The sequence below is a fragment of the Mesobacillus boroniphilus JCM 21738 genome, assembly GCF_000517385.1.
GTDB classification, from domain to species: Bacteria; Bacillota; Bacilli; order Bacillales; family Cytobacillaceae; genus Mesobacillus; species Mesobacillus boroniphilus.
Genome location: NZ_BAUW01000066.1, coordinates 1 through 23,018, shown reverse-complemented (window position 1 = coordinate 23,018; position 23,018 = coordinate 1). Strand labels below are relative to the sequence as shown.

General features: G+C 43.5%; 15 protein-coding genes, 10 pseudogenes and 1 riboswitch. Of the genes and pseudogenes, 19 read left to right on the top strand and 6 right to left on the bottom strand.

Annotated features, from left to right (window positions below; all coding sequences use genetic code 11):
- Window positions 1–395: 395 nt before the first annotated feature.
- From JCM21738_RS15905 to JCM21738_RS15840, 17 genes and pseudogenes are all read left to right on the top strand, one after another.
- Window positions 396–1,379, top strand: coding sequence for a tRNA dihydrouridine synthase (locus tag JCM21738_RS15905; RefSeq protein WP_023626194.1), 984 nt, complete (start codon window positions 396–398; stop codon window positions 1,377–1,379).
- 400 nt (window positions 1,380–1,779) lie between these two features.
- Window positions 1,780–2,106, top strand: coding sequence for a hypothetical protein (locus tag JCM21738_RS15900; protein ID WP_023626192.1), 327 nt, complete (start codon window positions 1,780–1,782; stop codon window positions 2,104–2,106).
- 160 nt (window positions 2,107–2,266) lie between these two features.
- Window positions 2,267–4,485 (top strand): annotated as a pseudogene (katG, locus tag JCM21738_RS15895) (catalase/peroxidase HPI).
- Window positions 4,486–4,981: 496 nt separating this feature from the next.
- Window positions 4,982–6,219 (top strand): annotated as a pseudogene (sstT, locus tag JCM21738_RS15890) (serine/threonine transporter SstT).
- Window positions 6,182–6,316 (top strand): hypothetical protein, encoded by a 135-nt coding sequence (locus JCM21738_RS26810; RefSeq protein ID WP_256360206.1) that lies wholly within the window; start codon window positions 6,182–6,184, stop codon window positions 6,314–6,316. Before sstT ends, JCM21738_RS26810 begins: the two are co-directional and overlap by 38 nt.
- Before the next feature lie 363 nt (window positions 6,317–6,679).
- On the top strand, window positions 6,680–7,045 hold the full coding sequence (locus JCM21738_RS15885; protein ID WP_023626189.1) for a Na-translocating system protein MpsC family protein: 366 nt from the start codon (window positions 6,680–6,682) through the stop codon (window positions 7,043–7,045).
- 129 nt (window positions 7,046–7,174) lie between these two features.
- Window positions 7,175–8,181: pseudogene (locus tag JCM21738_RS15880) on the top strand (sodium-dependent bicarbonate transport family permease).
- A gap of 13 nt (window positions 8,182–8,194) precedes the next feature.
- Entirely contained in the window at window positions 8,195–8,356 is a 162-nt protein-coding gene (locus tag JCM21738_RS24470) for a hypothetical protein (protein WP_156315529.1), read from the top strand.
- A 32-nt stretch (window positions 8,357–8,388) separates the two neighbouring features.
- The gene (locus tag JCM21738_RS22610) at window positions 8,389–8,676 is read left to right on the top strand and encodes a carbonic anhydrase (protein ID WP_052019754.1); all 288 of its coding nucleotides are present in this window, start codon (window positions 8,389–8,391) and stop codon (window positions 8,674–8,676) included.
- Window positions 8,677–8,998: 322 nt separating this feature from the next.
- Window positions 8,999–9,183, top strand: a riboswitch (cobalamin riboswitch).
- Window positions 9,184–9,341: 158 nt separating this feature from the next.
- On the top strand, window positions 9,342–9,773 hold the full coding sequence (locus tag JCM21738_RS15870) for an acyl-CoA thioesterase (protein WP_035209652.1): 432 nt from the start codon (window positions 9,342–9,344) through the stop codon (window positions 9,771–9,773).
- Between the two features lie 54 nt (window positions 9,774–9,827).
- Window positions 9,828–12,047 (top strand): annotated as a pseudogene (locus tag JCM21738_RS15865) (ribonucleoside-diphosphate reductase subunit alpha).
- A gap of 19 nt (window positions 12,048–12,066) precedes the next feature.
- A pseudogene (locus JCM21738_RS15860) lies at window positions 12,067–13,103 on the top strand (ribonucleotide-diphosphate reductase subunit beta).
- Window positions 13,104–13,247: 144 nt separating this feature from the next.
- Window positions 13,248–13,651: pseudogene (gene mntA, locus JCM21738_RS15855) on the top strand (type VII toxin-antitoxin system MntA family adenylyltransferase antitoxin).
- A pseudogene (hepT, locus tag JCM21738_RS15850) lies at window positions 13,641–14,047 on the top strand (type VII toxin-antitoxin system HepT family RNase toxin). Before mntA ends, hepT begins: the two co-directional pseudogenes overlap by 11 nt.
- Before the next feature lie 151 nt (window positions 14,048–14,198).
- A pseudogene (locus JCM21738_RS15845) lies at window positions 14,199–14,758 on the top strand (sugar O-acetyltransferase).
- A 91-nt stretch (window positions 14,759–14,849) separates the two neighbouring features.
- Window positions 14,850–14,975 carry an FAD-dependent monooxygenase gene (locus JCM21738_RS27470; protein WP_369385766.1) on the top strand — a complete coding sequence of 42 codons (126 nt, stop codon included), beginning with the start codon at window positions 14,850–14,852 and terminating at the stop codon, window positions 14,973–14,975.
- Window positions 14,976–14,977: 2 nt separating this feature from the next.
- Window positions 14,978–15,946 carry a flavin monoamine oxidase family protein gene (locus tag JCM21738_RS15840; RefSeq protein WP_369385767.1) on the top strand — a complete coding sequence of 323 codons (969 nt, stop codon included), beginning with the start codon at window positions 14,978–14,980 and terminating at the stop codon, window positions 15,944–15,946.
- Between the two features lie 51 nt (window positions 15,947–15,997).
- Here JCM21738_RS15840 and yfkAB read toward each other — a convergent pair.
- Window positions 15,998–17,114 (bottom strand): annotated as a pseudogene (gene yfkAB, locus JCM21738_RS15835) (radical SAM/CxCxxxxC motif protein YfkAB).
- A 176-nt stretch (window positions 17,115–17,290) separates the two neighbouring features.
- On the opposite strand from yfkAB, the gene JCM21738_RS15830 reads away from it, so the two are divergent.
- Window positions 17,291–18,271 carry an EAL domain-containing protein gene (locus JCM21738_RS15830; RefSeq protein WP_023626177.1) on the top strand — a complete coding sequence of 327 codons (981 nt, stop codon included), beginning with the start codon at window positions 17,291–17,293 and terminating at the stop codon, window positions 18,269–18,271.
- Between the two features lie 46 nt (window positions 18,272–18,317).
- Here JCM21738_RS15830 and JCM21738_RS24465 read toward each other — a convergent pair whose 3' ends face one another.
- From JCM21738_RS24465 to JCM21738_RS15820, 3 genes and pseudogenes are all read right to left on the bottom strand, one after another.
- Entirely contained in the window at window positions 18,318–18,485 is a 168-nt protein-coding gene (locus JCM21738_RS24465) for a hypothetical protein (RefSeq protein ID WP_156315528.1), read from the bottom strand.
- A 134-nt stretch (window positions 18,486–18,619) separates the two neighbouring features.
- A pseudogene (locus tag JCM21738_RS15825) lies at window positions 18,620–19,926 on the bottom strand (MFS transporter).
- Window positions 19,927–20,317: 391 nt separating this feature from the next.
- Window positions 20,318–20,503, bottom strand: coding sequence for a hypothetical protein (locus JCM21738_RS15820; protein WP_023626174.1), 186 nt, complete (start codon window positions 20,501–20,503; stop codon window positions 20,318–20,320).
- A gap of 66 nt (window positions 20,504–20,569) precedes the next feature.
- Here JCM21738_RS15820 and JCM21738_RS15815 point away from each other — a divergent pair, with 66 nt between their 5' ends.
- Window positions 20,570–21,061 carry a YehS family protein gene (locus JCM21738_RS15815; protein WP_023626173.1) on the top strand — a complete coding sequence of 164 codons (492 nt, stop codon included), beginning with the start codon at window positions 20,570–20,572 and terminating at the stop codon, window positions 21,059–21,061.
- Between the two features lie 18 nt (window positions 21,062–21,079).
- Here the strand turns inward: JCM21738_RS15815 and JCM21738_RS15810 are convergent, their stop codons facing one another.
- Together JCM21738_RS15810 and JCM21738_RS15805 are read right to left on the bottom strand one after the other, a co-directional pair.
- The gene (locus JCM21738_RS15810; protein WP_023626172.1) at window positions 21,080–21,658 is read right to left on the bottom strand and encodes a cysteine dioxygenase; all 579 of its coding nucleotides are present in this window, start codon (window positions 21,656–21,658) and stop codon (window positions 21,080–21,082) included.
- Between the two features lie 17 nt (window positions 21,659–21,675).
- The gene (locus JCM21738_RS15805; protein WP_023626171.1) at window positions 21,676–22,596 is read right to left on the bottom strand and encodes a DMT family transporter; all 921 of its coding nucleotides are present in this window, start codon (window positions 22,594–22,596) and stop codon (window positions 21,676–21,678) included.
- Window positions 22,597–23,018 lie beyond the last annotated feature (422 nt).

The following is a 23,018-nucleotide window of genomic DNA, read 5'->3' as shown; positions in this document are numbered from 1 at the left end:
CGCTAGTGGTAAAATCACCAACGCCATTGTGTTCTCAATTACAGTCCACATCTGTCGAGTGTGTGGTACGACTCGATTTAAATGTGTAACACCCGAAATTAAACTTTTGCCAGTCCGACCCCGGATTTTTCTTCGGGGTCTTTTTGTGAAAAAATCAATGTAATTCTGCGTTCTTCCACTTTACTTTTTATTTTTTTGCAAATATTATTTTAACTCTGCCAGTGGATTGCTATTTTATATAAAGTGATTGTGAATTTAAAATTACCATTTTCATTAGTTTGATAAAAAGTGCTTAAACATGGTATAAGTGTAAATGGAGCAGGGATATTCTGCTTTTTAATTTTGGGAATCAGGGGTTGGCCTGGTGTCCATGATGAGAGGATTTGAATCAAGGTATGAAAGAAAATTTCTGGCGTGATTTACCACGACCATTTTTTATATTGGCACCAATGGAAGAAGTGACGGATGTTGTTTTTCGCCATGTGGTGACTGAAGCAGCGAGACCGGATGTGTTTTTTACCGAGTTTACGAACTCGGAGAGCTATTGTCACCCGGATGGGATAAAGAGTGTGCGGGGACGTTTGACTTTTACAGAGGATGAACAGCCAATTGTCGCTCATATATGGGGAGACAAGCCTGAAAACTTTAGGCAAATGAGTATTGGTATGGCAGAAATGGGTTTTGAAGGTCTGGATATCAATATGGGCTGTCCGGTGCCCAATGTGGTGCAGAACGGGAAGGGAAGCGGACTGATTTGTCGTCCGGATGTGGCAGCTGAACTAATCCAGGCGGCAAAAGCAGGAGGATTGCCCGTAAGTGTTAAGACAAGGCTTGGTTTCTCAGAAGTAAACGAATGGAAGAGCTGGCTGAAACACATTCTGGAACAAGACATTGCTAATCTTTCGATTCATCTGCGTACAAGGGATGAAATGAGCAAAGTGCCTGCACATTGGGAGCTGATCCCGGAGATTAAAAAGCTTCGTGATGAGGTGGCGCCGGATACCCTACTGACGATCAATGGGGATATACCTGACCGGCAGACTGGCTTAGAGTTGGTTGAGCAATATGGTGTTGATGGGGTTATGATTGGGCGAGGCATTTTCCATAATCCATTTGCCTTTGAAAAGGAGAAGAAGGAACATAGCAGTGACGAATTGCTCGATCTCTTAAAATTGCATATGGATCTCCATGATCAATATTCACAATTAGAGCTGCGGCCGTTCACGGCTCTTCATCGCTTTTTCAAAATCTATGTCAAAGGATTCCCCGGGGCGAGTGGATTAAGAAATCAATTAATGAACACGAAGTCAACAGACGAAGTACGTGAATTGCTTGAGCGATTTGCGTCACAGGGTACTGATGGAGAACATGAAATTTAGGTGAAATTGAAGTAGGCGTTAAATTGAATTACTATAAAACATTAATCGGCTGGCGTGAAGGCGGTTTTGGGACTGCAATCATTCCAGCCTTTTTTTAAAAAAGGGAAAGCGTTCACAGAATCGTTAATAATTTTTAAAATTCCTTAAATTAAATCAATACTATGTATGGTATTATTTTTTCAATAAGTGAACGATCTTTCTTGAACCTTCTCATGTAACCCCCGTAAATGATGCATCTTTCCTAACTGAATCCCTAGATCCTCATGAAACCATCTTTTACTTTCTCAATTTTTTCTATAATAATTCCCTAAATGCAAACGTGAAAGGAGTGGTAAGCCATGTAAAACTACTTATCAGCTTTTCTAATATTTCTAATTTAAGCTTGAAGGAGGAATATTAAATGGGTCACGATATTTATGGATTGAATAAAGCAAGGGAAGAAATTGCTTATGCGCGCTTTAGCATGGGGAACCATAATGCCCTCCTGCTGTACCGTTTACTTGATGCCTATCAGTTCTATGCTGGAGTCAGTGGGTCAGGTAAGAGTTCGGTCTTTTCGCTGCAACAAGTTGAAAAGGCTATGAAGGGCTATAAAAAATTCTTTAAAACTGCTGCACCGTCGGAAAGTGATTGTACATCCTGGGATCAAAAGCAAATCTTCCTCTTTATCCAAAACTGCTTGGAAACGGCACAGAAAGAAAAAAGTGTAGAAGTTTATTTTGGCTAGTAGTCTTTCATTTAAATCCAACCTTATTCCCCCCAATTCCATCCTCAGCCGCTTCAAAACATAAAATATTCCAATTATAGATACTAAATCCCTTGTCACTTTCATAGTTATTAATGATGTAAGTTTCATTCATTTTTAGCTTAATGAAAGGGGAAAGATAATGGACAAGGATACTGCAAAGGTTGGAAAATGCCCGGTGATGCACGGGGGTGCTACTAGCCATAAAACGAGTGGGACGACGAATCGGGACTGGTGGCCGAACCAGTTACAATTGAATATTCTCCATCAGCATGACCGAAAATCCAATCCTATGGGAGAAGATTTTAATTATAATGAAGAATTCCAAAAGCTGGACTATGATGCTCTGAAACAGGACTTGCATGATCTTATGACGACCAGCCAGGATTGGTGGCCGGCTGACTATGGACATTATGGGCCATTGTTCATTCGTATGGCCTGGCACTCAGCAGGCACATATCGTATTGGTGATGGCCGTGGAGGCGGAGGAACGGGTTCACAACGCTTTGCGCCGCTGAACAGCTGGCCTGATAACGGAAACCTTGATAAAGCGCGCAGACTGCTATGGCCGCTTAAGCAAAAGTATGGCAACAAGATTTCCTGGGCTGACTTGATCCTGCTGGCAGGCAATGTTGCCATTGAGTCGATGGGCGGCAAGACAATCGGCTTTGGCGCAGGAAGGCCGGATATATGGCATCCGGAAGAAGACACTTACTGGGGTGTTGAATCTGAATGGCTTGGCGACAAACGGTATACTGGTGACCGGGAGCTTGAGAATCCGCTTGCTGCCGTTCAAATGGGTCTGATTTATGTGAACCCAGAAGGCCCGAATGGCAAACCGGATCCACTTGCAGCGGCTAGTGACATTCGCGAAACTTTTGCGAGGATGGGCATGAATGATGAAGAAACAGTAGCTTGATCGCTGGCGGTCATACTTTTGGAAAAGCCCACGGTGCAGGGGACGCAGCTAAAGTTGGTCCAGAGCCTGAAGCTGCTCCTATCGAAGAAATGGGCTTAGGCTGGAAAAATGCATACGGCAACGGCAAGGGACGTGATACCATCACTAGCGGTCTTGAAGGAGCCTGGACGGCAAATCCAACGCAGTGGGACAATGGATACTTTGATTTATTGTTCGGCTACGAATGGTGGCTGACGAAGAGTCCGTCAGGTGCCTATCAGTGGCTGGCTGTGGATCCTGCTGAGAAGGACCTCGCACCTGATGCGGAAGACCCTTCTGTAAAAGTTCCAACCATGATGCTCACAACTGATATTGCTTTGCGCCACGATCCGGATTACGAAAAAATCTCCCGCCGATTCCATCAGAATCCAGATGAGTTTGCCGATGCATTTGCGCGTGCATGGTTTAAATTATTGCATCGAGACATGGGCCCTAAAACAAGATACAAAGGTCCCGAAGTTCCGGAAGATGATTTTGTCTGGCAGGACCCTGTTCCAGCGGTTGATTATGAATTGACGGCTGAAGAAGCAGAAAAGATAAAAGTTATGATCCTGGACTCCGGGCTTACTATCAGCGAGTTGGTGACGACTGCCTGGGCTTCAGCAAGTACATTCCGCGGCTCGGACTTCCGTGGCGGAGCGAATGGTGCCCGTATCCGCCTGGCACCGCAGAAGGATTGGGAAGTGAATCAGCCCGAACAGCTTTCAAAGGTGCTAAGTGCACTGGAAGACATTCAAAGTCAACTGGACCAGAAAGTCAGTCTTGCCGATCTGATTGTCCTTGGTGGCAGTGCTGCGGTTGAGAAGGCCGCGCGAGATGCAGGCTTTGATGTAACCGTTCCGTTTGCTCCTGGACGTGGAGATGCAACGGAAGAGCAAACAGATGTGGAAGGCTTTGCGGTGCTTGAGCCTTATGCCGATGGCTTCCGTAACTATCAGAAGAAACAATATGGCGTGAGTCCGGAAGAGCTTTTGCTGGACAAGGCACAGCTGTTGAATCTCAGCGCACCTGAAATGACCGCCCTGATTGGCGGAATGCGAGTCCTTGGTACGAACCATGGCGGTACAAAACACGGTGTATTTACTGATTCAGTCGGCACACTGACGAATGACTTCTTTGTAAACCTGCTGGATATGGGGGTAGAGTGGAGACCTGCAGACGGTGTTGTATATGAGGGACGCGACCGAAAGACAGGTGACGTTGTGCGTACAGCCACCAGAGTCGATCTGGTATTCGGTTCAAACTCACAGCTGCGTGCGATTGCAGAGGTTTATGCTCAGGACGATAACAAAGAAAAGTTTGTGCGCGATTTTATTTCTGCATGGGTCAAGGTCATGAATGCGGACCGTTTTGATCTTAGTGAACAGGCTCGTGAGACTTCGGAATTGGCACGCACACGTTAAATAGAAAGTTTATGAGATAGCAGACCGAGAGATAATGGTCTGCTATTTTTTCTGTCATGAGAGTTTCCGGAAAAATAGTGCGATCTCCATTTAGGTGAAAGTGAAGCCCCTGCATTACCCGAAAGTGCGTCATATTCTTCATTTGGGTAAAAGGAGAGCCCCTGCATTACCCGAAAGTGCCATATTCTTCATTCGGGTAAAAGGAGAGCCCTTGTATAGCAAAAAAATCAGTCTATTCTTCTAAAAAAGTGACCTTTCTTGGGAAGAATTATCTATTAACAGTTGGATTCATTTTAAGGTATGATAAATGAGTATTTAGATAATTGAAATTTTATATATATTCCTATCTTTATATTGTAATATAATTTTTCAGCATCTATAATACATAGTACACGAACAATTGTGTTTTTAGCGAGGACATTAGTTGATAGATTTTGCTGACCTCGTGAAAAAACAGCGCTGAATTCAAGAGAACTTACACGTAGGGAGATGACTTATGAAAGATTTACTGAAGAAGTGGAATCAAGTAAGCCTGGTAAAACAGATCATTGCGGGTTTGTTAATTGGTATTATCCTTGCTTTAACCATCCCGGAAGTTGCAAAGCCGGTTGCTATTTTTGGATCTTTATTTGTAAGTGCCTTGAAGGCGGTTGCTCCTGTATTGGTACTATTCCTGGTTATGTCGGCGATTGCCCAGCATAAACGCGGACAGAAAACAAACATGAAAACGATTATTTCTTTATATCTTCTAGGAACATTTGCTGCCGGACTTATTGCGGTCGTTGCCAGCTTTTTGTTCCCGGTTAGCTTGAAACTGACCGCTGGCGCTGATGGTCTTACACCTCCGGGAAGTGTAATTGAGGTTCTTAAGACCGTATTGCTTAACATTGTTGATAATCCTGTTAATGCTATTATGAATGCTAATTATATCGGTATTTTAGCCTGGGCTGTCTTAGTCGGCCTTGCTCTGAAGAATGCTTCTGATTCAACAAAAACAGTGATTGGAAATTTATCCGATGCAATGTCCAAGATCGTCACTTGGGTGATAAAATTCGCTCCACTTGGCATCATGGGACTTGTATTTGAATCTATTACAACGAACGGACTTAGCTCTTTGCTTGGCTATGGAAAACTGCTTGGCGTTCTGATTGGCGTCATGCTTGTTGTGGCCTTTGTAGTCAATCCGCTCATCGTATTCACTCAAATAAGGCAAAACCCATATCCGCTTGTCTTCAAATGTTTGAAGGAAAGTGGTATTACAGCATTCTTTACACGCAGTTCAGCTTCCAACATCCCTGTTAATATTAAAATATGTGAAGATTTAGGCTTGGACAAGGATTCATATTCTGTTTCCATTCCATTAGGCGCAACCATCAATATGGCTGGAGCCGCCGTGACGATTACTGTTATGACAATGGCTGCCGTTCATACACTTGGCATTCAGGTTGACATTCCTACTGCGATTATTCTAAGTGTTATGGCTGCCATCAGTGCTGCGGGTGCTTCAGGTGTTGCCGGCGGTTCACTGCTGCTGATTCCTCTCGCATCCAGCTTGTTCGGCATCCCGCATGATGTAGCCATGCAGGTAGTTGCAGTAGGTTTCATCATCGGTGTTTTACAGGATTCTTTTGAGACAGCCTTAACTCCTCGACTGACGTCCTATTTACGTCTGCAGTAGAATTTAAGAAATGGCGCAATGAAGGAAAAGTCATCGAAATCAAAAAAGCATCATAATATGACCGGACTAAAGTTGACCGCCAATCTGGCCAGTATTCATATGCATGGGAAGCAGGAACTCATCATGTTCCTGCTTCCTTATGCATTGGGTTAATAAAAAAATGGGTCTTGTATACAATCCACCGCTTATTAGAAAAGGGATCTGGCTTACAATCCTTTACCAGTCTGTAAGTGACGTACCTCTTGTCTTCGCTAACCGTTTTTTTTCAATTGGTCTAGTATTGATATTTTGCAAGTTATATGGTAACATTTTGTTAATTTAATAAATCAATCGAGAGATTTTCATTAACTTTATTTACACTAGTAAGCTTTAGCATGTCGGTTAAATATATTTATTTGGCCGGATGAAAAAGCATTTTATTAAATATAATAAAGTTGATAATAAGTAAATCGATGTATTCCTTAAACTAGAAGTTTAGCTTGAGGAATAGATCGATTTTTGTTTAGGGGGGATTATATGAACAAGTCGAAAGGATCTGTGGAGTCTGATATTAGCAAGGCGATAACTCAATGGGAAAAGGACTATCTTGGACGTGGCTCTGTTTCCGTTAAGACAGATATATTGCGGAATATGGTCATCGTGAGTTTGCAAGGGGTCCTGACACCAGCTGAATATTCCGTTTGTGAAACAAAAGAGGGAATGTTAACAGTAAAGAAAACGCGTTCGGAATTAGTGGAATCAGGCCTAGAGAGCCTAAAAGAAATTATATTTGCTAACAGCGGGGAACAAGTGAAAAGTTTTCATACTGACATAAGTTCTCGGACGGGAGAACGCGTAATGGTATTTAAATTATATAACGACCTTGAGAAAAAGTTTTTATGATAATAGAGGGAGATCTTTGACAGCATGGTGCCAGTTAAAGATAAACCGACATTGCAGATCAGCGGTCTAACCGCTTGAACTCTGGAATTGTCGGTTTTTTTATTGGAAAAATAAAAAGGAGGCAGCTGAATGAATGAAATAATACTTCAAAATTTATTATCACCCGTTGTGTTGTTCTTTGTGTTAGGCATTATTGCGGCAATCGTTAAATCAGATTTGAAGTTTCCCAATGGTTTAAGCGAGGGCCTAAGCATTTACTTATTAATTGCCATTGGAATAAAAGGAGGTATTGAACTTTCGCATTACTCAATTGGATCTGTACTGGCACCCATCCTGGAGCATTGTTTTTAGGAATAATCATTCCTGTTATTACGCTGGGTCTCATGAGAGTAATAAAATTGGATCTTAAAAACTCTATAGGGTTAGCAGCCACTTATGGGTCCATCAGTATAGTTACCTATGGAGCTGCCATTACATTTCTTGATGAGAGCGGTACATCTTATGAAGGGTTTATGAATGCTTTGGTTGTTTTAATGGAGAGTCCCGCAATTTTAGTCTCTTTACTGTTATTAAAAATAGCAGAGAGCAGAAAAAATCTTCCGGTTTATTCCACCCGAAATTTAGGCTTTATTCCTGTATCTTCAAACTTAATAGATAAAGAAGTGCTAAGGGAAAGCATTTTTGGTAAAAGTGTTTTGCTCCTTGTTGGCAGCCTGTTAATAGGCTGGGCGCTTGGGGAAAGTGCAGTCCCAATGGTAAAACCTTTATTTATTGACTTATACAGCAGTGTATTGATTCTTTTCCTTTTAAATATGGGATTGATTGCGGGAAAACGGCTGGCAGAGGTAAAAAAACACGGAGTGAAATTGCTCGTATTTGGTTTGTTTACTCCCCTTTTATTTGGCAGTTTAGGCGTTCTCGTAGGGGATATTGTTGGCTTATCTTTAGGGGGAGTTACATTAATGGGAGTATTGGCTGGAAGTGCTTCATACATTGCTGCACCCGCTGCCCTCAAAACTTCAGTGCCAGAAGCAAATCCATCCATATACTTGGGTTTATCTTTAGGAGTCACTTTTCCATTTAATTTGATCATTGGAATACCTGCTTATTATGAAATCGCAAAATGGATACAGTAAAGGAGAGATTTTCATGTCAACAATAAAAAGTTCAGCAACGAAAAAAACAATGATCATTACAGGTGTCAATCAGGAGATTTATCCTTTATTTGAAGTCATAACAAATAAAAAGAATAAAGATATGATGATTCTTAACAGTTTTGGGGCAGTCATTACTCAGCCTATGGCTGCTTAATTCGAAATATCATTCTAGCGGTCTATAATGAAATGGTCGATGAAATCTATATAATCGGTGAAATGGAAAGTAAAGAAGTCAAACTAAATATGTCAGATAAAATAAAGGAACATGGAGTTTCAGGAGAAATACTCAAGACTATTAACTACATTGATGTAGTGGAGCGTGACGTAATCAGTTGGCTGACAGGACCACAAAGTATTGAGGATGTCATAAAGAAGAATAAAGACTTAATAAAAGGCCACCCATTAATTCCTAAAACAATACCTGTCCATGCTTATATTGCCAATCCAAAGACCGGGGAGTATTATCCGGTTTAAGAGAAGCGGATACTAGTCATTTTGAAACAGGAAATGATTCCTTTAACGAGGTTCCATTTGTACTCCTTTCAATTTATTGGCGAAAAATAAAATTTATCGACCACATTTTTAAATATATCAGCGGATTTTTGATTTTATCGACCACATTTTAAGATATATCGACCACTTTTCGCAGTATATCGACCAAATCAACTGGAAGGAGGGGGCCAGCAACGACTCTCCTTTTAAAATGAAAAATAGTTGAAAAAGCTGTCAAGATGATTTACTATCAATTCATAACACGATATATTGTGTTGGATGAATAGTTTTATAACTAAATATTGAAATTACCGGTAAGTATGGTGTCTGAACAAGACTTAATAGGGAATCTGGTGAGAATCCAGAACTGTTCCCGCAACTGTAAGTGCTGACGAAATAAGGATGAACCACTGTCTAAAAAATAGATGGGAAGGCCTTAAAGTAGGGTGAAGCACAAGTCAGGAGACCTGCCATATTTATTCGTGTTATCTTCTTCGGGAATAGGGAAGGTATACGGGGATAAATTGATAGACTCATGCTGTTTTTTGCCGTTTCATATGAGCTGTTAATACATCAACGTTACTTAAACCCATCTTTCGAGATGGGTTTTTCTTATTTTTCATGGAGGTTTCAGAGAGGAGTCAGGAATGGAAGGATTATCAGCAAATGTATCAAGGACATGCCAGAACCGTCTGGTGTTGCCTCCTGATACAAACCATCTTGGAACGATTTTTGGCGGAACTGTGCTGAGCTATATTGATGAAATAGCTGCAATTGCTGCAATGAAACACAGCAGAAAGGCTGTTGTCACCGCTTCGATTGACTCGGTTAACTTTCTGTCTTCCGCTGTAGTGGGCGATATTTTAACACTTGAAGCGGTCATCATTTCAACAGGCAGGACGTCGATGGAAGTGTTCGTGAAAGTGGAAAGCGAAAACTTGAAAACTAGCAAGAAAACGCTGACTACCACCTCGATTCTTACCATGGTTGCAAAGGATGACAATGGTAAACCGGTGCCAGTCGCAAAAGTCATTCCAGAAAATGAGGAAGAACGGCAGATGTTCAACACTGCGATATGAGAAGGCAGCGCAGGCTGGAGATGAGAAAAAGTAATCAAGTTGGAGGGATACTCGATGGGGATTCAAGTAAAGGATGAACAAGTAGCAAAACTGATTGCGGAATTAGAGCGGTCGTTTCCTAAACTAGATTTTCAATCGTTCAAAGAGAAGGTGGACCAAGCACTGGAAGTGAAGAAGATGAAAGAGAACCAGATTGAAAACATGCTGATTTTGACCGCAGTGGAACGGATCGACCGGAATGAACCTGACTGGACGTATGCAGCAGCCCGGCTTTACCTGAAAAAATTGTACATGCTGAGTTCCGATTTTAGGGGTGAAGCTGGTTACGGTTCGTTCTACGAATTGATCAATAGCTTAATAGAAATTGGGATTTATGACAGTAAAGTCTTAACATCCTACTCCCGTGAAGAAATAGATTACCTGGAAAAAGTCATTGATCCAGAAAGAGACAAGCTGTTTACATATATAGGACTTTTAACCATGGCAGAAAGATATCTCGCACGTACACAAAATGGCGATTTTGCCGAACTGCCACAGGAGCGGCTCATGATGATTGCCATGACATTGCTGGCTGAAGAACCAAAGGAAAAACGGCTTCAATTAGTGGAAGAGGCATACTGGCGCTTTCGAACTTATACATGACCGTGGCCACACCGACACTCGCAAATGCAGGCAAAAGCTACGGCCAGTTATCGAGCTGCTTTATTGATACGATAGCAGACGATTTGAGAAGCATCTATGATTCAAACACCGATATTTCCACCTTAAGCAAAAACGGCGGCGGCATTGGTGTCTATCTTGGTAAAATCAGAAGCCGCGGCAGTGATATCAAGGGTTTTAAAGGGGTCAGTTCCGGAGTCATCCCCTGGATGAAGCAGCTGAATAACACCGCCGTTTCGGTTGATCAATTAGGCCAGCGCCAGGGCGCGATTGCCGTGTACCTCGATGTGTGGCATAAAGATATCTTCCCTTTCCTTGATGCCAAACTGAACAATGGTGACGAGCGCCAGCGGACGCATGATTTGTTTACAGGCATATGCATCCCCGATTTATTTATGGAACAGGTCGAAAAACGAGGCGACTGGTATCTGTTCGATCCTCATGAAGTAAGAAGCGTCATGGGTTTTTCCCTCGAAGATTATTTCGACGAGGAAAAGGGGGCAGGCTCCTTCCGTGAAAAATATTGGGCCTGTGTAAATCATCCTGATTTGTCACATGAGCTGGTTCCTGCCATTGAAATCTTTAAATCGATCATGATTTCTCAGCTTGAAACCGGAACACCGTACATGTTTTACAGGGACCAGGTTAACAGGTTGAATGCCAACCATCATAAAGATGATTTACTGCAGCAATCTCTGTACAGAGATCACACAGAATATGAGCCCTACCCTTCTTGAAGAGGAAACAGTGCAGGACGGAAAGATTTTAATCTATAAAAAGCCGGGTGACTTTGTCGTCTGCAATTTATCATCGATCTCTTTAGCAAAAAGTGTGATGGATGATGTCCTTGAGAGGGTGATCAATATCCAGGTCAGGATGTTGGATAACGTCATCGATATCAATGAAATTCCTGTCCTCCAGGCCCAGATAACCAACAAAAACTACAGAGGTGTCGGACTGGGAACATTCGGCTGGCATCATCTTCTGGCTCTGAAAGGTATCAAATGGGAAAGTGAAGAGGCGGTCGAGTATTGTGATGCTCTCTATGAAACTATCGCCTTTTTAACCATCAATGCTAGCCTCGAGCTGGCAAAAGAAAAAGGGGCATATCCTTATTTCGAAGGTTCCGACTGGTGTACTGGACAGTTTTTCGAAAAGAGACAGTACAATGGCGAAAGATGGGACAACCTCGCAGAGGAAGTGAAGCAGAACGGAATCAGAAACGGGTACCTGATGGCCGTAGCGCCAAACTCCTCGACCGCAATTCTAGCAGGTTCGACGGCAAGCGTTGATCCGATTTTCAGGCTAGAATATTCCGAGGAGAAGAAGGATTATAAAATTCCGGTTACCGCACCAGACCTATCAGCCGAAACGATGTGGTTCTATAAGACAGCCTATAACATTGACCAGCATTGGAGCATCAGGCAGAATGCCCGTCGACAGCGCCATATCGACCAATCCATTTCGTTTAATTTTTACGTGACCAACAACATTAAGGCAAAAGCGCTGCTGGATTTGCATATGGATGCCTGGAAGTCCGGACTGAAAACGACGTATTATGTCCGCTCCACATCGAGCAGTGAGTTTGACGAATGTGAAAGCTGCCATAGTTAAGAGGGAAGGACGGAAAACAATGACACAATTGAAGAAAAGAACTCTTGTAGACGTTGAAGCTCCCAATGCTTCGACTGGCATTATTAATGGCCGCAGCTCAAACATATTAAACTGGGATGATGTCCGTTTTCCTTGGGCGTATCCGAAATACAAGAGGATGCTGGGGAATTTCTGGACTCCTTTTGAGATCAATATGTCAAAGGATATTAAGCAATTTTCGATGCTTACCGAAAAAGAAAAGGATGCCTTTTTGAAAATCATCGGGCTGCTTGCACTCCTTGACAGCATTCAGACGGACTATGCCGCAAAGTTGCCGATTATCTCACCGACTCCAGCTTAAATGCGCTGATGATCATTTTGGCTCAGCAGGAAGTGATCCATAACCATTCCTACAGCTATGTGCTGTCAAGCATCGTTTCCAAGTCGAAGCAGGAGGAAGTGTTCGACTATTGGAGGACAGAACCTATCCTGCGCAAGCGGAATGAGTTTATAACCGACGGCTATAAAGGGTTCGCGGAAAATCCAAGCATCGAAAATCTATTGCATTCAATTGTCTATGACGTCATCCTTGAAGGCCTGTTTTTTTACTCGGGCTTCGCCTTCTTTTATAATCTGGCCCGAAATCAGAAAATGGTCGGCACCAGCACGATGATTAACTACATCAACCGTGACGAACAACTGCATGTGGGGTTATTCGAAAAGATATTCAAAGAGATTCTCCGTGAAAATCCCGAGTACGACACAGAATCACTGAGAGAATTTGGAACGGCAGCATTCCAGGAAGCGGCGCGATTGGAGATTGAGTGGGCGGATTATATCATTGGCAACGAAGTCGTTGGCCTGCTCATGTCGGACGTGGAAGCCTATATCAAGTTCATGGCAAACAAACGTGCAGAACAATTAGGCTTCAATGCGCCCTTCGAAGGACATCGAACCAATCCATTAAGATGGATCATTGCCTATCAGGAAGTAGACCTTGGCAAGACTGATTTCTTTGAGCAAAAATCAAGACAGTACACCAAGACATCCGCTGAAAATGGGTTTGATGAACTTTAGGAGAAGAATGTTCATTTGGCAGCTTTTCAAAAAAACAGATTATGGCGATATTATTGATAACATTACGGTTCGCTACGTAAATCCGGACTGGATTGAAGTATGATAAAATTATGGTGACGGTTATAAGGTGAGGAGGGTATCGGATTGGAAGAAAATCTGAATTCAAAGGTCATTGATTATTTGATTGAAAAGATTGCTCCTTTTTGGATTGTATTATTTGGTTCAACAGCAAATGGTAATGACCGGAAAGACAGTGATATTGATATTGCCTTCTTGAGTGATACCGCTTTTGATAATTATGATTTATTCATGCTAGCCAGGAGTTGGCAGATAAATTAAATAGAGATATCGATCTCATTGATCTTAACAAGGCGAGCACTGTTTTTCAGGCGCAAATTGTACAGACTGGGAAAACGATATACTGTACAGACATTAAAAGGAAAGCGCAATTCGAGATTAAGACATTGAAAATGTTTACAAAGCTGAATGAAGAGCGTTCAGAAATCCTGAATAAGATCAATGAAAGCGGGTCTATTTATGAACAGTGACGTCATTCTAAATAAAATCAGTATCATCGAACGATGTATAAAACGGATCAATGAAGAATACCAGAACAATCCTGATAACCTTAAAAACTATACCAAGCAGACTCCGTCATATTAAACCTGCAGCGTGCATGTGAAGCCAGTATTGATTTGGCTATGCACACCATTGCAGAAAAAAAGCTTGGATTGCCCCAGAGCAGCCGTGATGCCTTTTCTCTCCTTGAAATAGAAGGAATTATTTCCTCTGAACTTTCAACAAAGATGAAATCAATGGTTGGCTTTCGCAATATAGCATTTCATGATTATCAAGAACTCAATCTATTAATCCTCCAGAAAATTGTTGAAGAACACCTAGTCGACTTTTATCAATTCACAAAAATTATATTAAAATTCAAGTGATTAAAATAAAAACGGTTTTTCAGCGCACTCATAAGGAGGTGCGCTGTTTCTGCTTATCCCTTCAAAACGAGAAAGAAATTATAAGTCGATGATTAAAATGAAGGGCGATGCCCGACCGCATAATAATCCTGGTTGAAAGTAGGTCATTAACATGAAAACGGAAAAAGAGAAGATGTTGGCCGGGGAAATGTACAATCCTGCTGACCCAGTATTGGTAAAAGAGCGTGAGGAAGCCAGACGCAAAGTTAGAATCTATAATCAGACAGTAGAAACAGAAGGCGAAAAACGGACAAAGATATTAAAAGAATTACTAGGCTCAACAGGGGAAACCGTGGTGATGGAGCCGAATATCCGTTTTGATTACGGATATAACACCCATGTAGGAGAAAACTTTTTTGCCAATTTCGATTGTACAATCCTCGATGTTTGTGAAGTCCGATTTGGCGACAATTGCATGCTTGCACCGGGCGTACATATCTATACTGCGACACATCCACTTAATCCAACTGAACGGAATTCAGGAAGGGAATATGCCAAACCGATTACATTTGGAAACAATGTCTGGATTGGCGGGAGTGCGGTCATCAACCCGGGAGTAACAGTCGGAGACAATGTCGTAATCGCATCAGGGGCAGTTGTTACGAAGATGTGCCGGACAACGTTGTCGTTGGCGGCAATCCAGCGAGAGTTATTAAACAGATTGAACTTTAAGCATGATAACCTAGCTTGTTTCTGGATAGGAAAAAATGTCTAGATCAGGCCTGACCCTGTAAACGAAGTGATAATGAAGGAGGAAATTAGAATGAAGGAACCGGTTGTGATTGTAGGGGCTGGCCTATCAGGTCTTCGTGCTGCCTCTTTGCTACAATCAAAAGGCATAAGCTGCAGGGTCCTGGAGCGCGCAGCCGGCTTGGGGGCAGGGTTTTGAGCATGGCGGCCAAAGACAGGCCGGAGCTTGGCCGGTTTGATTTGGGCCCGACATGGTTCTGGCCGAATCACGAGCCTGCCATCATCAAATTGGTGGAAGACCTGGGATTGCCCACCATTGAACAGCATACAGCAGGAGCGATGCTTTTTGAGCAATCGCAAACTGGGCAGGTACAGCGGCATATTATTCCAGAAGGCGCAGTTGAGAGGTCGATGCGGCTGGTAGGTGGCATTCAGTCCCTTACTGATGCCCTTGCATCCTCACTTCCGCCGGAGACAGTCGAACTGGATACACAAGTTAACGCAATCCAACTGGCAGGAACTGAAGAAGTTATAATAGAAGCAGAACAAACGGATGGGAAAAAGAAAAGCATTCGTGCCGCAGCTGTAATCCTGGCATTGCCGCCTCGAATCGTTGTGGAAAGGATTGCTTTTTCACCGTCTCTCCCCGATGGACTTTTGGCCAGCTTGAAAGACAAGCCAACATGGATGGCAGGACAAGCTAAGGCGGTTGCGATTTATGATTGGCCATTCTGGAGGGAGGCTGGTCTTTCTGGTCAGGTCACCAGCTGGGCCGGTCCTCTGCAGGAAATACATGATGCTTCACCTGATACAGGTTATGGTGCACTTTTTGGTTTTTTCGGGCTTCCGGCAAAAATGCGTCAAGAACTTGGAGAGGAACATATTCTGAGACTGGTCACTGACCAATTGACAAGACTGTTTGGCCCGCAAGCTGGAAAACCCACTGCTCTCCTTTACAAAGATTGGGCGAGCGATCCAGAAACAGCTGTAGAGGAAGATGCACAACCGTTGACCAGCTTCCCTGACTATGGCCTGCCGGCAGGTAAGAGCACGTGGGAAAAGAGGATTATTTTTGCGGGTACAGAAACAGCGCAAGGGCATGGAGGGCATCTTGAAGGGGCGCTTCAATCAGCAGAGCGGGCGGCTTCCGAAGTAATGAAAGTTTTATGATATGAAAGAAAAGGCCTGATCCAATAATGGGATCGGGCCTTTTACTCATGGTTACCTGGAAACATTATGCTGCAGCTTGCTGAAGTCGGTCTCCTGATAGTAGCTGTTTTTCACCAGTATATTCGGGCCTAAGCAGGAGACAGCCGGGCAGTGGCAGTTTAATTCCCTGGCAATCTCAGAATCCTGCCATGTTTGATAGGCATCTTCAAGCCTTGTGTCCTGAATATTGCCAAGCGGAGGAGTATCGCCGAAATCGGTGACGATGATGTCTCCATTGAAAATATTCACATTGAGACGCGAACGGCCGTCCGGGTCGTTCCTGACTGTCACATTTTTGCTGGCATATAAACGTTTTAGCAGGTTCAAGTCCTCCAGCTTATTGCTGCATGCATAGAACGGGAGCGTCCCGAACAACATCCACACATCATCATCACGGATATCGAGCAGATGATGGATGGCTCCCTGTATTTCTTCAAGCGTCAGGGATTCCAGGCTGCTGGCAAAATCGCTTGGGTACATTGGGTGCACCTCATGTCTCTGGCAGTGCATTTCATCGATGATTTGCCTGTGGATTTTTTCAAGATAAGGCAAAGTGCGCTTGTTCAGCATCGTTTCTGCCGACACCATGACACCCGCTTTTACGAGCTCCCTGCTGTTTTCGATCATTCTTGTAAAATATTTTTCACGCTGCTGGTAATCAGGCTTCTTATCCATCATCGCGAATCCGCCTTCGACGAAATCATCGACGGTGCCCCAGTTATGGGAGATATGCAGCACATCCAAATATGATGATCATCTCGTACCGTGAAAGATCCATCGTCAAATTGGAGTTGATTTGTGTGCGGACGCCTCGTTCAGAAGCGTACTTCAAAATCGGAACGACGTAATTTTTTACCGAAGAAAGGGAAAGCATCGGTTCGCCGCCGGTAATGCTCAAAGATCGTAACTTTGGAATTTCGTCCAGCCTGCGCAAAAGCAGCTCCAATGGAAGGGCAGCAGGATCCTTAGTTTGCAGCGTATAGCCGACTGCGCAATGCTCGCACCGCATATTGCAAAGGGTCGTTGTTGTGAATTCAATATTGGTGAGTTGAGGCTTGCCGTATTGTTCGACATCAAGGTAAGCTTCCCAGGGGTCGTGTTGGGGGGTGATTGGTTTTATGTATGACATGATTGGCTCCTTACAGATAGAATTTAGGAAAACCACTACATTATACCTGAGTGCTACACACTCGAACATTCCTCTCCCCCTATTTTGATGCTGCTCCCTGTACCTTGGTTCATTTTACCTATTAATAGGAGAATGATATAGTAATAACTAACTAACTTGAGAGGAAGCTGTAATACATGAGTTGTAATGCGTGCGTTGTCGGGAATTTGCAGTTTGAGATCAAGGTTGATGGAGAACGGAATTTGTTCATCTATCCTAAAGTGGTCCGCCATATGGAACGTAACGGTAATTTGCTTCGGGCTGATGGGGATACTTTAGTTGCAAAAGAAGCGGGAATGAGGGATTTCCTTGATTTTTGCCACGATCATATGGAGTCGGAGAATGTCTTTTTCCGGTTGGATGGTGAGGATTGGCGGCCGCTCGCAAATGCAGAAGAAATCCTCGATAGCCAGTGGATTGATGAGGTAATCCTTAATGAGCTTGTTACCTGCCATGCTCAGCCAATCCTTGATGCTGAAGGCGAAATTTATGCGTATGAGATGCTGGCACGATTTTACCGTGAGGATGGCTCAATGATTTATCCTGGTGAAATCTTCGGCGCGGCAAGGAAAAGAGACCGATTGTATGCTCTTGACCGGATTTGCCGGATGGCGGCTGTAAGGGCAGCTACTTTTACTGACAAAAAGGTTTTTATCAATTTCATCCCGACTTCGATTTATTCACCTGAGTTTTGTTTGAAATCGACGACCATGCTGGCAGATCGGCTGGGAGTAAATCCGGATCGGCTTGTATTTGAAGTGGTAGAAACCGAAAATGTGGAAGACACGGATCATCTGAAAAGGATCCTGGCTTTTTACAAGGAGAAGGGTTTCCGTTATGCGTTGGATGATGTAGGCGAAGGATATAGTACACTTGAGCTGCTGTCAGATCTGCAGCCGCATTATATGAAATTGGATATGAAGTATGTCCAGGGAGTTGCAACGGATACGCAAAAGCAACAGACAGCTTCCGCTTTTTTGGCCGAAGCGAGAAGGCTTGGTTCCGTGCCGCTTGCGGAGGGGATCGAGTTGGAGGAAGATTTTAAGTGGCTTAAGGAAAAAGGATATCAGCTATTTCAGGGATATTTGTTCGGAAAGCCTGCACCAATTGGCGTTTAAGAATCTGAATGAAGCATAAAAAAGAAACCGTGCGATACGGTTTCTTTTAATTCAGGGAACATCTTGCTTCCCAAGCCTCTTTCATTTCATTTATCGCTTCTGTCAGGAGCGCGATATCCTTCAGAATTTGCGCTTTGATAATGGTATTAGCACTTGTTTGATATTCATCTTTCAGTTGAATTAGTTCCCTCTGGAATAGAAAAAGTGTAAGCAACTTAATCTCCCCTTTTGGTATAACAATCATTCTCTTTCTATCTGTATAGTTCTTAATACCCAGGCCGCTTATAGAATAAACAAAAAAATTTGGTAGAAAACCTCACCCCACTAAATCGGGCGAGGCTTTTGATGTTACGCTGTTGTCTTTTGAGCTTCAAGGACCGCTACAGACTCTTTTCTCTGGTAGTAATACCAGTTTAAGATAATTGACAGTACATAGAAGCCAATGAAGATGAAGAATGCCGGCACATAACCACCGGAAATATTGACGGACCAGCCGAACAGCTTTGGAATCAGGAAGGATCCGTATGCTGCGAATGCTGCGGTAAAACCGAGCACTGGTGCTGCTTCTTTTGGAACGAATATTCCAGGGATCATTTGGAATGTTGAACCAGAACCGATTCCAGCAGCAATGAACAGGACCAGGAATGAAATCAGGAAGCCACTGAATAGCTTGTTGCCAAGGAAGAAGATGACACTTCCTGCCCCGGCCATCATTACCACCAAGACAATGGAAGTCAGCTTTGCTCCGCCCATCTTATCAGCAAGCCAACCGCCGACAGGACGTGATGCAGCAGCAAGGAAAGCACCTAGGAAGGCTAAAGAGATGTATTCAGGGAACTGTGATTTCAATAATAGCGGGAATGCCGCTGAGTAACCAATGAATGAACCAAACGTTGCAACGTAAAGCCATGTCATGATCCAAGTGTGCTTTCTTTTTACAATGACGAATTGATCAGAGAATGATTGCTTTGTTCCAGGCAGGTTATCCATTCCGAACCAGGCTGCGATCGTGACAATCGCGATTGGTAAAAGCCAGATGAATGCTGCGTTTTGCAGAAATACTTCCTGGCCGTTAGACAATTTCTGTCCATCGCCAGCGATAAAAGCGAAAGTTCCAGTGGTAATGATCAATGGTGTTACGAATTGAACGACTGATACACCCATGTTACCTAAACCACCGTTAATGCCGAGCGCGGTTCCACGTGCTTTTTTCGGGAAAAAGAAGCTGATGTTGGATGAAGAACTTGAAAAGTTACCGCCACCCAGGCCGGAAAGTGCTGCGAGTAAAAGCATCACAGAATATGGTGTGTCAGGATTCTGGACTGCAAAACCGATTCCGATTGCTGGAATCGCCAGTACAGCCGTTGACAGGACCGTCCAGTTACGGCCACCCATCATTCCAACGCCAAAGGTATACACAAATCGCAATGTTGCCCCAACAAGACCAGGCATTGCCGCCAAAGTGAAAAGCTGCTGATCGGTAAAACTAAAGCCAATATCATTCAAGCGTATTGCGACTACAGACCAAATCTGCCAGACTATGAACGCGAGCATCAAGGAAGGGACAGAAATCCATAAATTCGCTTGGCATGCTTTTTGCCTTCGGATTGCCAAAAACCATCATCTTCAGGATTCCATTTATTTATGCGAGCCATTTTAATTCCTCCAAATAATTTTGAGTGGGTGTTGATAAGATTAATAAACCATTTATATCACGAAGCAGGTGTGACGTACCTCACAATTCTTTTAGTGCACACAATTCTGTCAAAAAGTCTTGAACAAATTATGACAGGGAGTAGCAAAAGGATAAGGGAAAACACCTATTGGGGTTTTTCGGAATAGGGGTTATGGTATTTAGGTTGGAATAATTGGCAAACAGGCAGGGTGGTTCGGGAGTAGTAATTGATAGACGGTTCTTTGAGACAAATTCAGAGGGGGAATCGTGAAAAAAGTGAAGTAGACGTTTTTTTTCGCAATTTGAGAGGTGAAATTCAAGACCGCTTTTTATATGCCTGAAATGCCATCGGAAGCGGCGGATTTGCCATCTCAGGTCGAGTTCGGGAATTCAAGCTCAATCCCATTGGTGATTTCTGTATTGTCATTGGGGATAGCCTTTGCTGTGAACAGGTTTTTTGGAAAAAGCCAGAAATCTTCATGAGTTGTTGCAGCTCCCCGCTCTAAGAACTGCCTCCAGTCGCTGTAGAAGGTGAAAACTATAGGCATTTTTAACATTTAATGTTAGACTGCAATAGTTAATCGGGAATACTAAAGGTACAGCTTTTTATAGGAGGATTTTTGATGCTTAACAATGATATAATGATCCGCTTGCGGTACGGACTGGATATTAAAGATACTGATATGGTAGAGATATTCAAGCTTGGCGGTGTGAACGTGACGAAGGACGATGTCCGTATGATGCTGCAGAGGGTAGATGAAGATGAATTTGGTGAGGAGATTGTCCCAGAGGGCTACATAAGAGTCAACAATGCGATGATGGAGCAGTTCCTGAATGGCATGGTCACTTTTAAAAGAGGGAAGCGTCCTGGAGAAACTGGTGCTCCGCCACTAACCGGGGAGGCAGTGAATAACCAGCTTTTGAAAAAAGTGAAGATCGCCCTGGCGCTCACGAGCGAGGATATGCTCGAGATTTTTGACCTGGCGGGAGTCCGTGTCAGCAAGGGCGAACTTGGTGCGATTTTAAGAAAAGAAGGGCATAAGAACTATCGGGAATGTGGCGATAAATTCGCACGGAATTTCCTGAAGGGCTTGGCCTTGAAATTCCGCGGATAGAAGTCTAAGAGACGGTTCTCATGAAGCATGAGAACCGTCTTCTTGTTTACTAAGCTGGATTTCTTTGATTTTCTGGCGCTGATCATCTGGCCACCAGGCTCCGCAATCATCGGATACCACACAGGCGGCGCATTTTTCCAGGTCGTAGACTTTCATCTCGCTGATGGGCGGGGAATAGAGGTGGAGAGTGACGAGCCCGTCTGGATCGTCTGCCTGCATTTTATGAACGCCTTTCTTAGGTGCGAAAAAGAGTTGTCCTTGCTGATGATACTCTTTGAAAAGCTCTTTCGGCAGTTTGTTGTTTTTGACCTCGTAAACGGAATTGATGGAAGTCCCGTTAAGGACCTGAATCCAGCCATGGGAATCGCCATGGTCATGTGGAGCGCATTCTAAATCTGACCAGTTCATCACCAGAAGCTCTATATCCTCGCTTTTGTACAGGAGTTTGCGGTAATAAGGCTTGCCGGAAGCTGATTGGAGATAGGGCTTCAATTCATCAACAGACATATTGAGCTTCGCCAGTGCTTCCTTCATCTCATCTTTAGAAGGAGCAATTAGTGAATCTAACACATTTTTTGCCTGAGGATTTATAGTCATGGGCACTACCACCTTCTTCATTTTTTAAAAATAGCAATCGCCACTAAACGCGCAAGACCACCATTGACAATGGCCACTCCTATAATAATTATGATTCCGCCTATGGCACTTATGAGGATAAATTTTTCATGTAAAAGAAAGATGGCGGCAATCAGGGTGACAAGCGGCTCAAGATAGATGAACATGGATACTTTTGAAGCATCCAATACTTCCAGTGCCTTTCCCCAATACCAGTATCCAATGCCAGACACAAAAATCGCAAGGAACAAAAGATGCGCCCACTCCGTCTGGGTCAGCATGTGCACGGATTCCCAGCCTCTGTTGCGGATGATAAAAGGGAGAGTGAGCATAAAGCCAATCAGGCTCATGTAAAATGTCACCAATAGTGCAGGATACGGGATGGAGAGCCTTTTTAACAGGATGGAATAGATTGCCCAGTTCAGTGTGCTAAGAATCATCAGGATAAAGCCGATGTTCATCGCAAACTCGAAGGAATGGCCGCTTCTTGTTGTTGTGACAAGAAAGACACCGACAATCGCGATTATCATTCCCAATCCCTTTTTAGCATTCATCTTCTCATGTAAAAATAAGACCGACAGGACCACAGTGAAAATCGGAGCGAGCGAAATCAGCCAGCCTGCAGACGAGGCATTGATGGTTAACAGAGCAGTTGCCTGCAGCATTTGGTGAACAAAGACACCCAGTATGCCTAGGACAATCAAATGAGGTATGTAACCAATCGAAATCCGTAAACGATAACGATTAAGGATTAGAATGAGCAACAAAAACAAAGCTCCGAGGCCAAAGCGGAGCACCAATAAGGAGTACGGATCGAGCTTTGCGAGTACAGCTTTCGCAGAAACAAAGGAAACTCCCCAAAAACTGATCGATAATAAAGCATAAAAAGAAGCGGTAAGCTTGGCGCGAAACGGAATCATTGCATGGAATCCTTTCTGGTGGACAAGTTTTCTACTAATTTATGCTTGTCTTGTGGGAAGAAGAATCATGAAAAATTATCCGAAAATCCTTATGTGTTTGTTAAGTAGGATGATAGGAAGAGAGAGACTATAGGCTGGTGCTTTTTTTGTTTTTCAGACAGCTTCGGGGTTAATAGAGGACATTGCGTCAGAAGTACATCTGCGTTAGGTCAGGTATGGAGGTGACAGGAGGAAAGCTATCAGAAGTAAGGGCAAGTTCGGACAGGTTAGATTGTGCGAGGAGAAAAGCTGTCAGAAGTAAGGTGAAGTGCGGACAGGTTTGATGGCGAAAGGCCAAAAGCTGTCAAGAAACCGAAGGAATTGTGACAGGTTAGAGGTCATGAGGCCAAAAGCTGTCAAGAAAACGAAGGAATTAAGACAGG

Coding starts and splice junctions, on each gene's coding strand:
- JCM21738_RS15900 (WP_023626192.1), top strand. CDS start 1,780: ATGGGTCACGATATTTATGGATTGAATAAAGCAAGGGAAGAAATTGCT.
- JCM21738_RS15810 (WP_023626172.1), bottom strand. CDS start 21,658: ATGACTATAAATCCTCAGGCAAAAAATGTGTTAGATTCACTAATTGCT.
- JCM21738_RS24470 (WP_156315529.1), top strand. CDS start 8,195: ATGTCAACAATAAAAAGTTCAGCAACGAAAAAAACAATGATCATTACA.
- JCM21738_RS15885 (WP_023626189.1), top strand. CDS start 6,680: ATGAACAAGTCGAAAGGATCTGTGGAGTCTGATATTAGCAAGGCGATA.
- JCM21738_RS15815 (WP_023626173.1), top strand. CDS start 20,570: ATGCTTAACAATGATATAATGATCCGCTTGCGGTACGGACTGGATATT.
- JCM21738_RS15870 (WP_035209652.1), top strand. CDS start 9,342: ATGGAAGGATTATCAGCAAATGTATCAAGGACATGCCAGAACCGTCTG.
- JCM21738_RS15905 (WP_023626194.1), top strand. CDS start 396: ATGAAAGAAAATTTCTGGCGTGATTTACCACGACCATTTTTTATATTG.
- JCM21738_RS15840 (WP_369385767.1), top strand. CDS start 14,978: ATGGCGGCCAAAGACAGGCCGGAGCTTGGCCGGTTTGATTTGGGCCCG.
- JCM21738_RS22610 (WP_052019754.1), top strand. CDS start 8,389: ATGGTCGATGAAATCTATATAATCGGTGAAATGGAAAGTAAAGAAGTC.
- JCM21738_RS15805 (WP_023626171.1), bottom strand. CDS start 22,596: ATGATTCCGTTTCGCGCCAAGCTTACCGCTTCTTTTTATGCTTTATTA.
- JCM21738_RS26810 (WP_256360206.1), top strand. CDS start 6,182: ATGAAGGAAAAGTCATCGAAATCAAAAAAGCATCATAATATGACCGGA.
- JCM21738_RS15830 (WP_023626177.1), top strand. CDS start 17,291: ATGAGTTGTAATGCGTGCGTTGTCGGGAATTTGCAGTTTGAGATCAAG.
- JCM21738_RS15820 (WP_023626174.1), bottom strand. CDS start 20,503: ATGTTAAAAATGCCTATAGTTTTCACCTTCTACAGCGACTGGAGGCAG.
- JCM21738_RS27470 (WP_369385766.1), top strand. CDS start 14,850: ATGAAGGAACCGGTTGTGATTGTAGGGGCTGGCCTATCAGGTCTTCGT.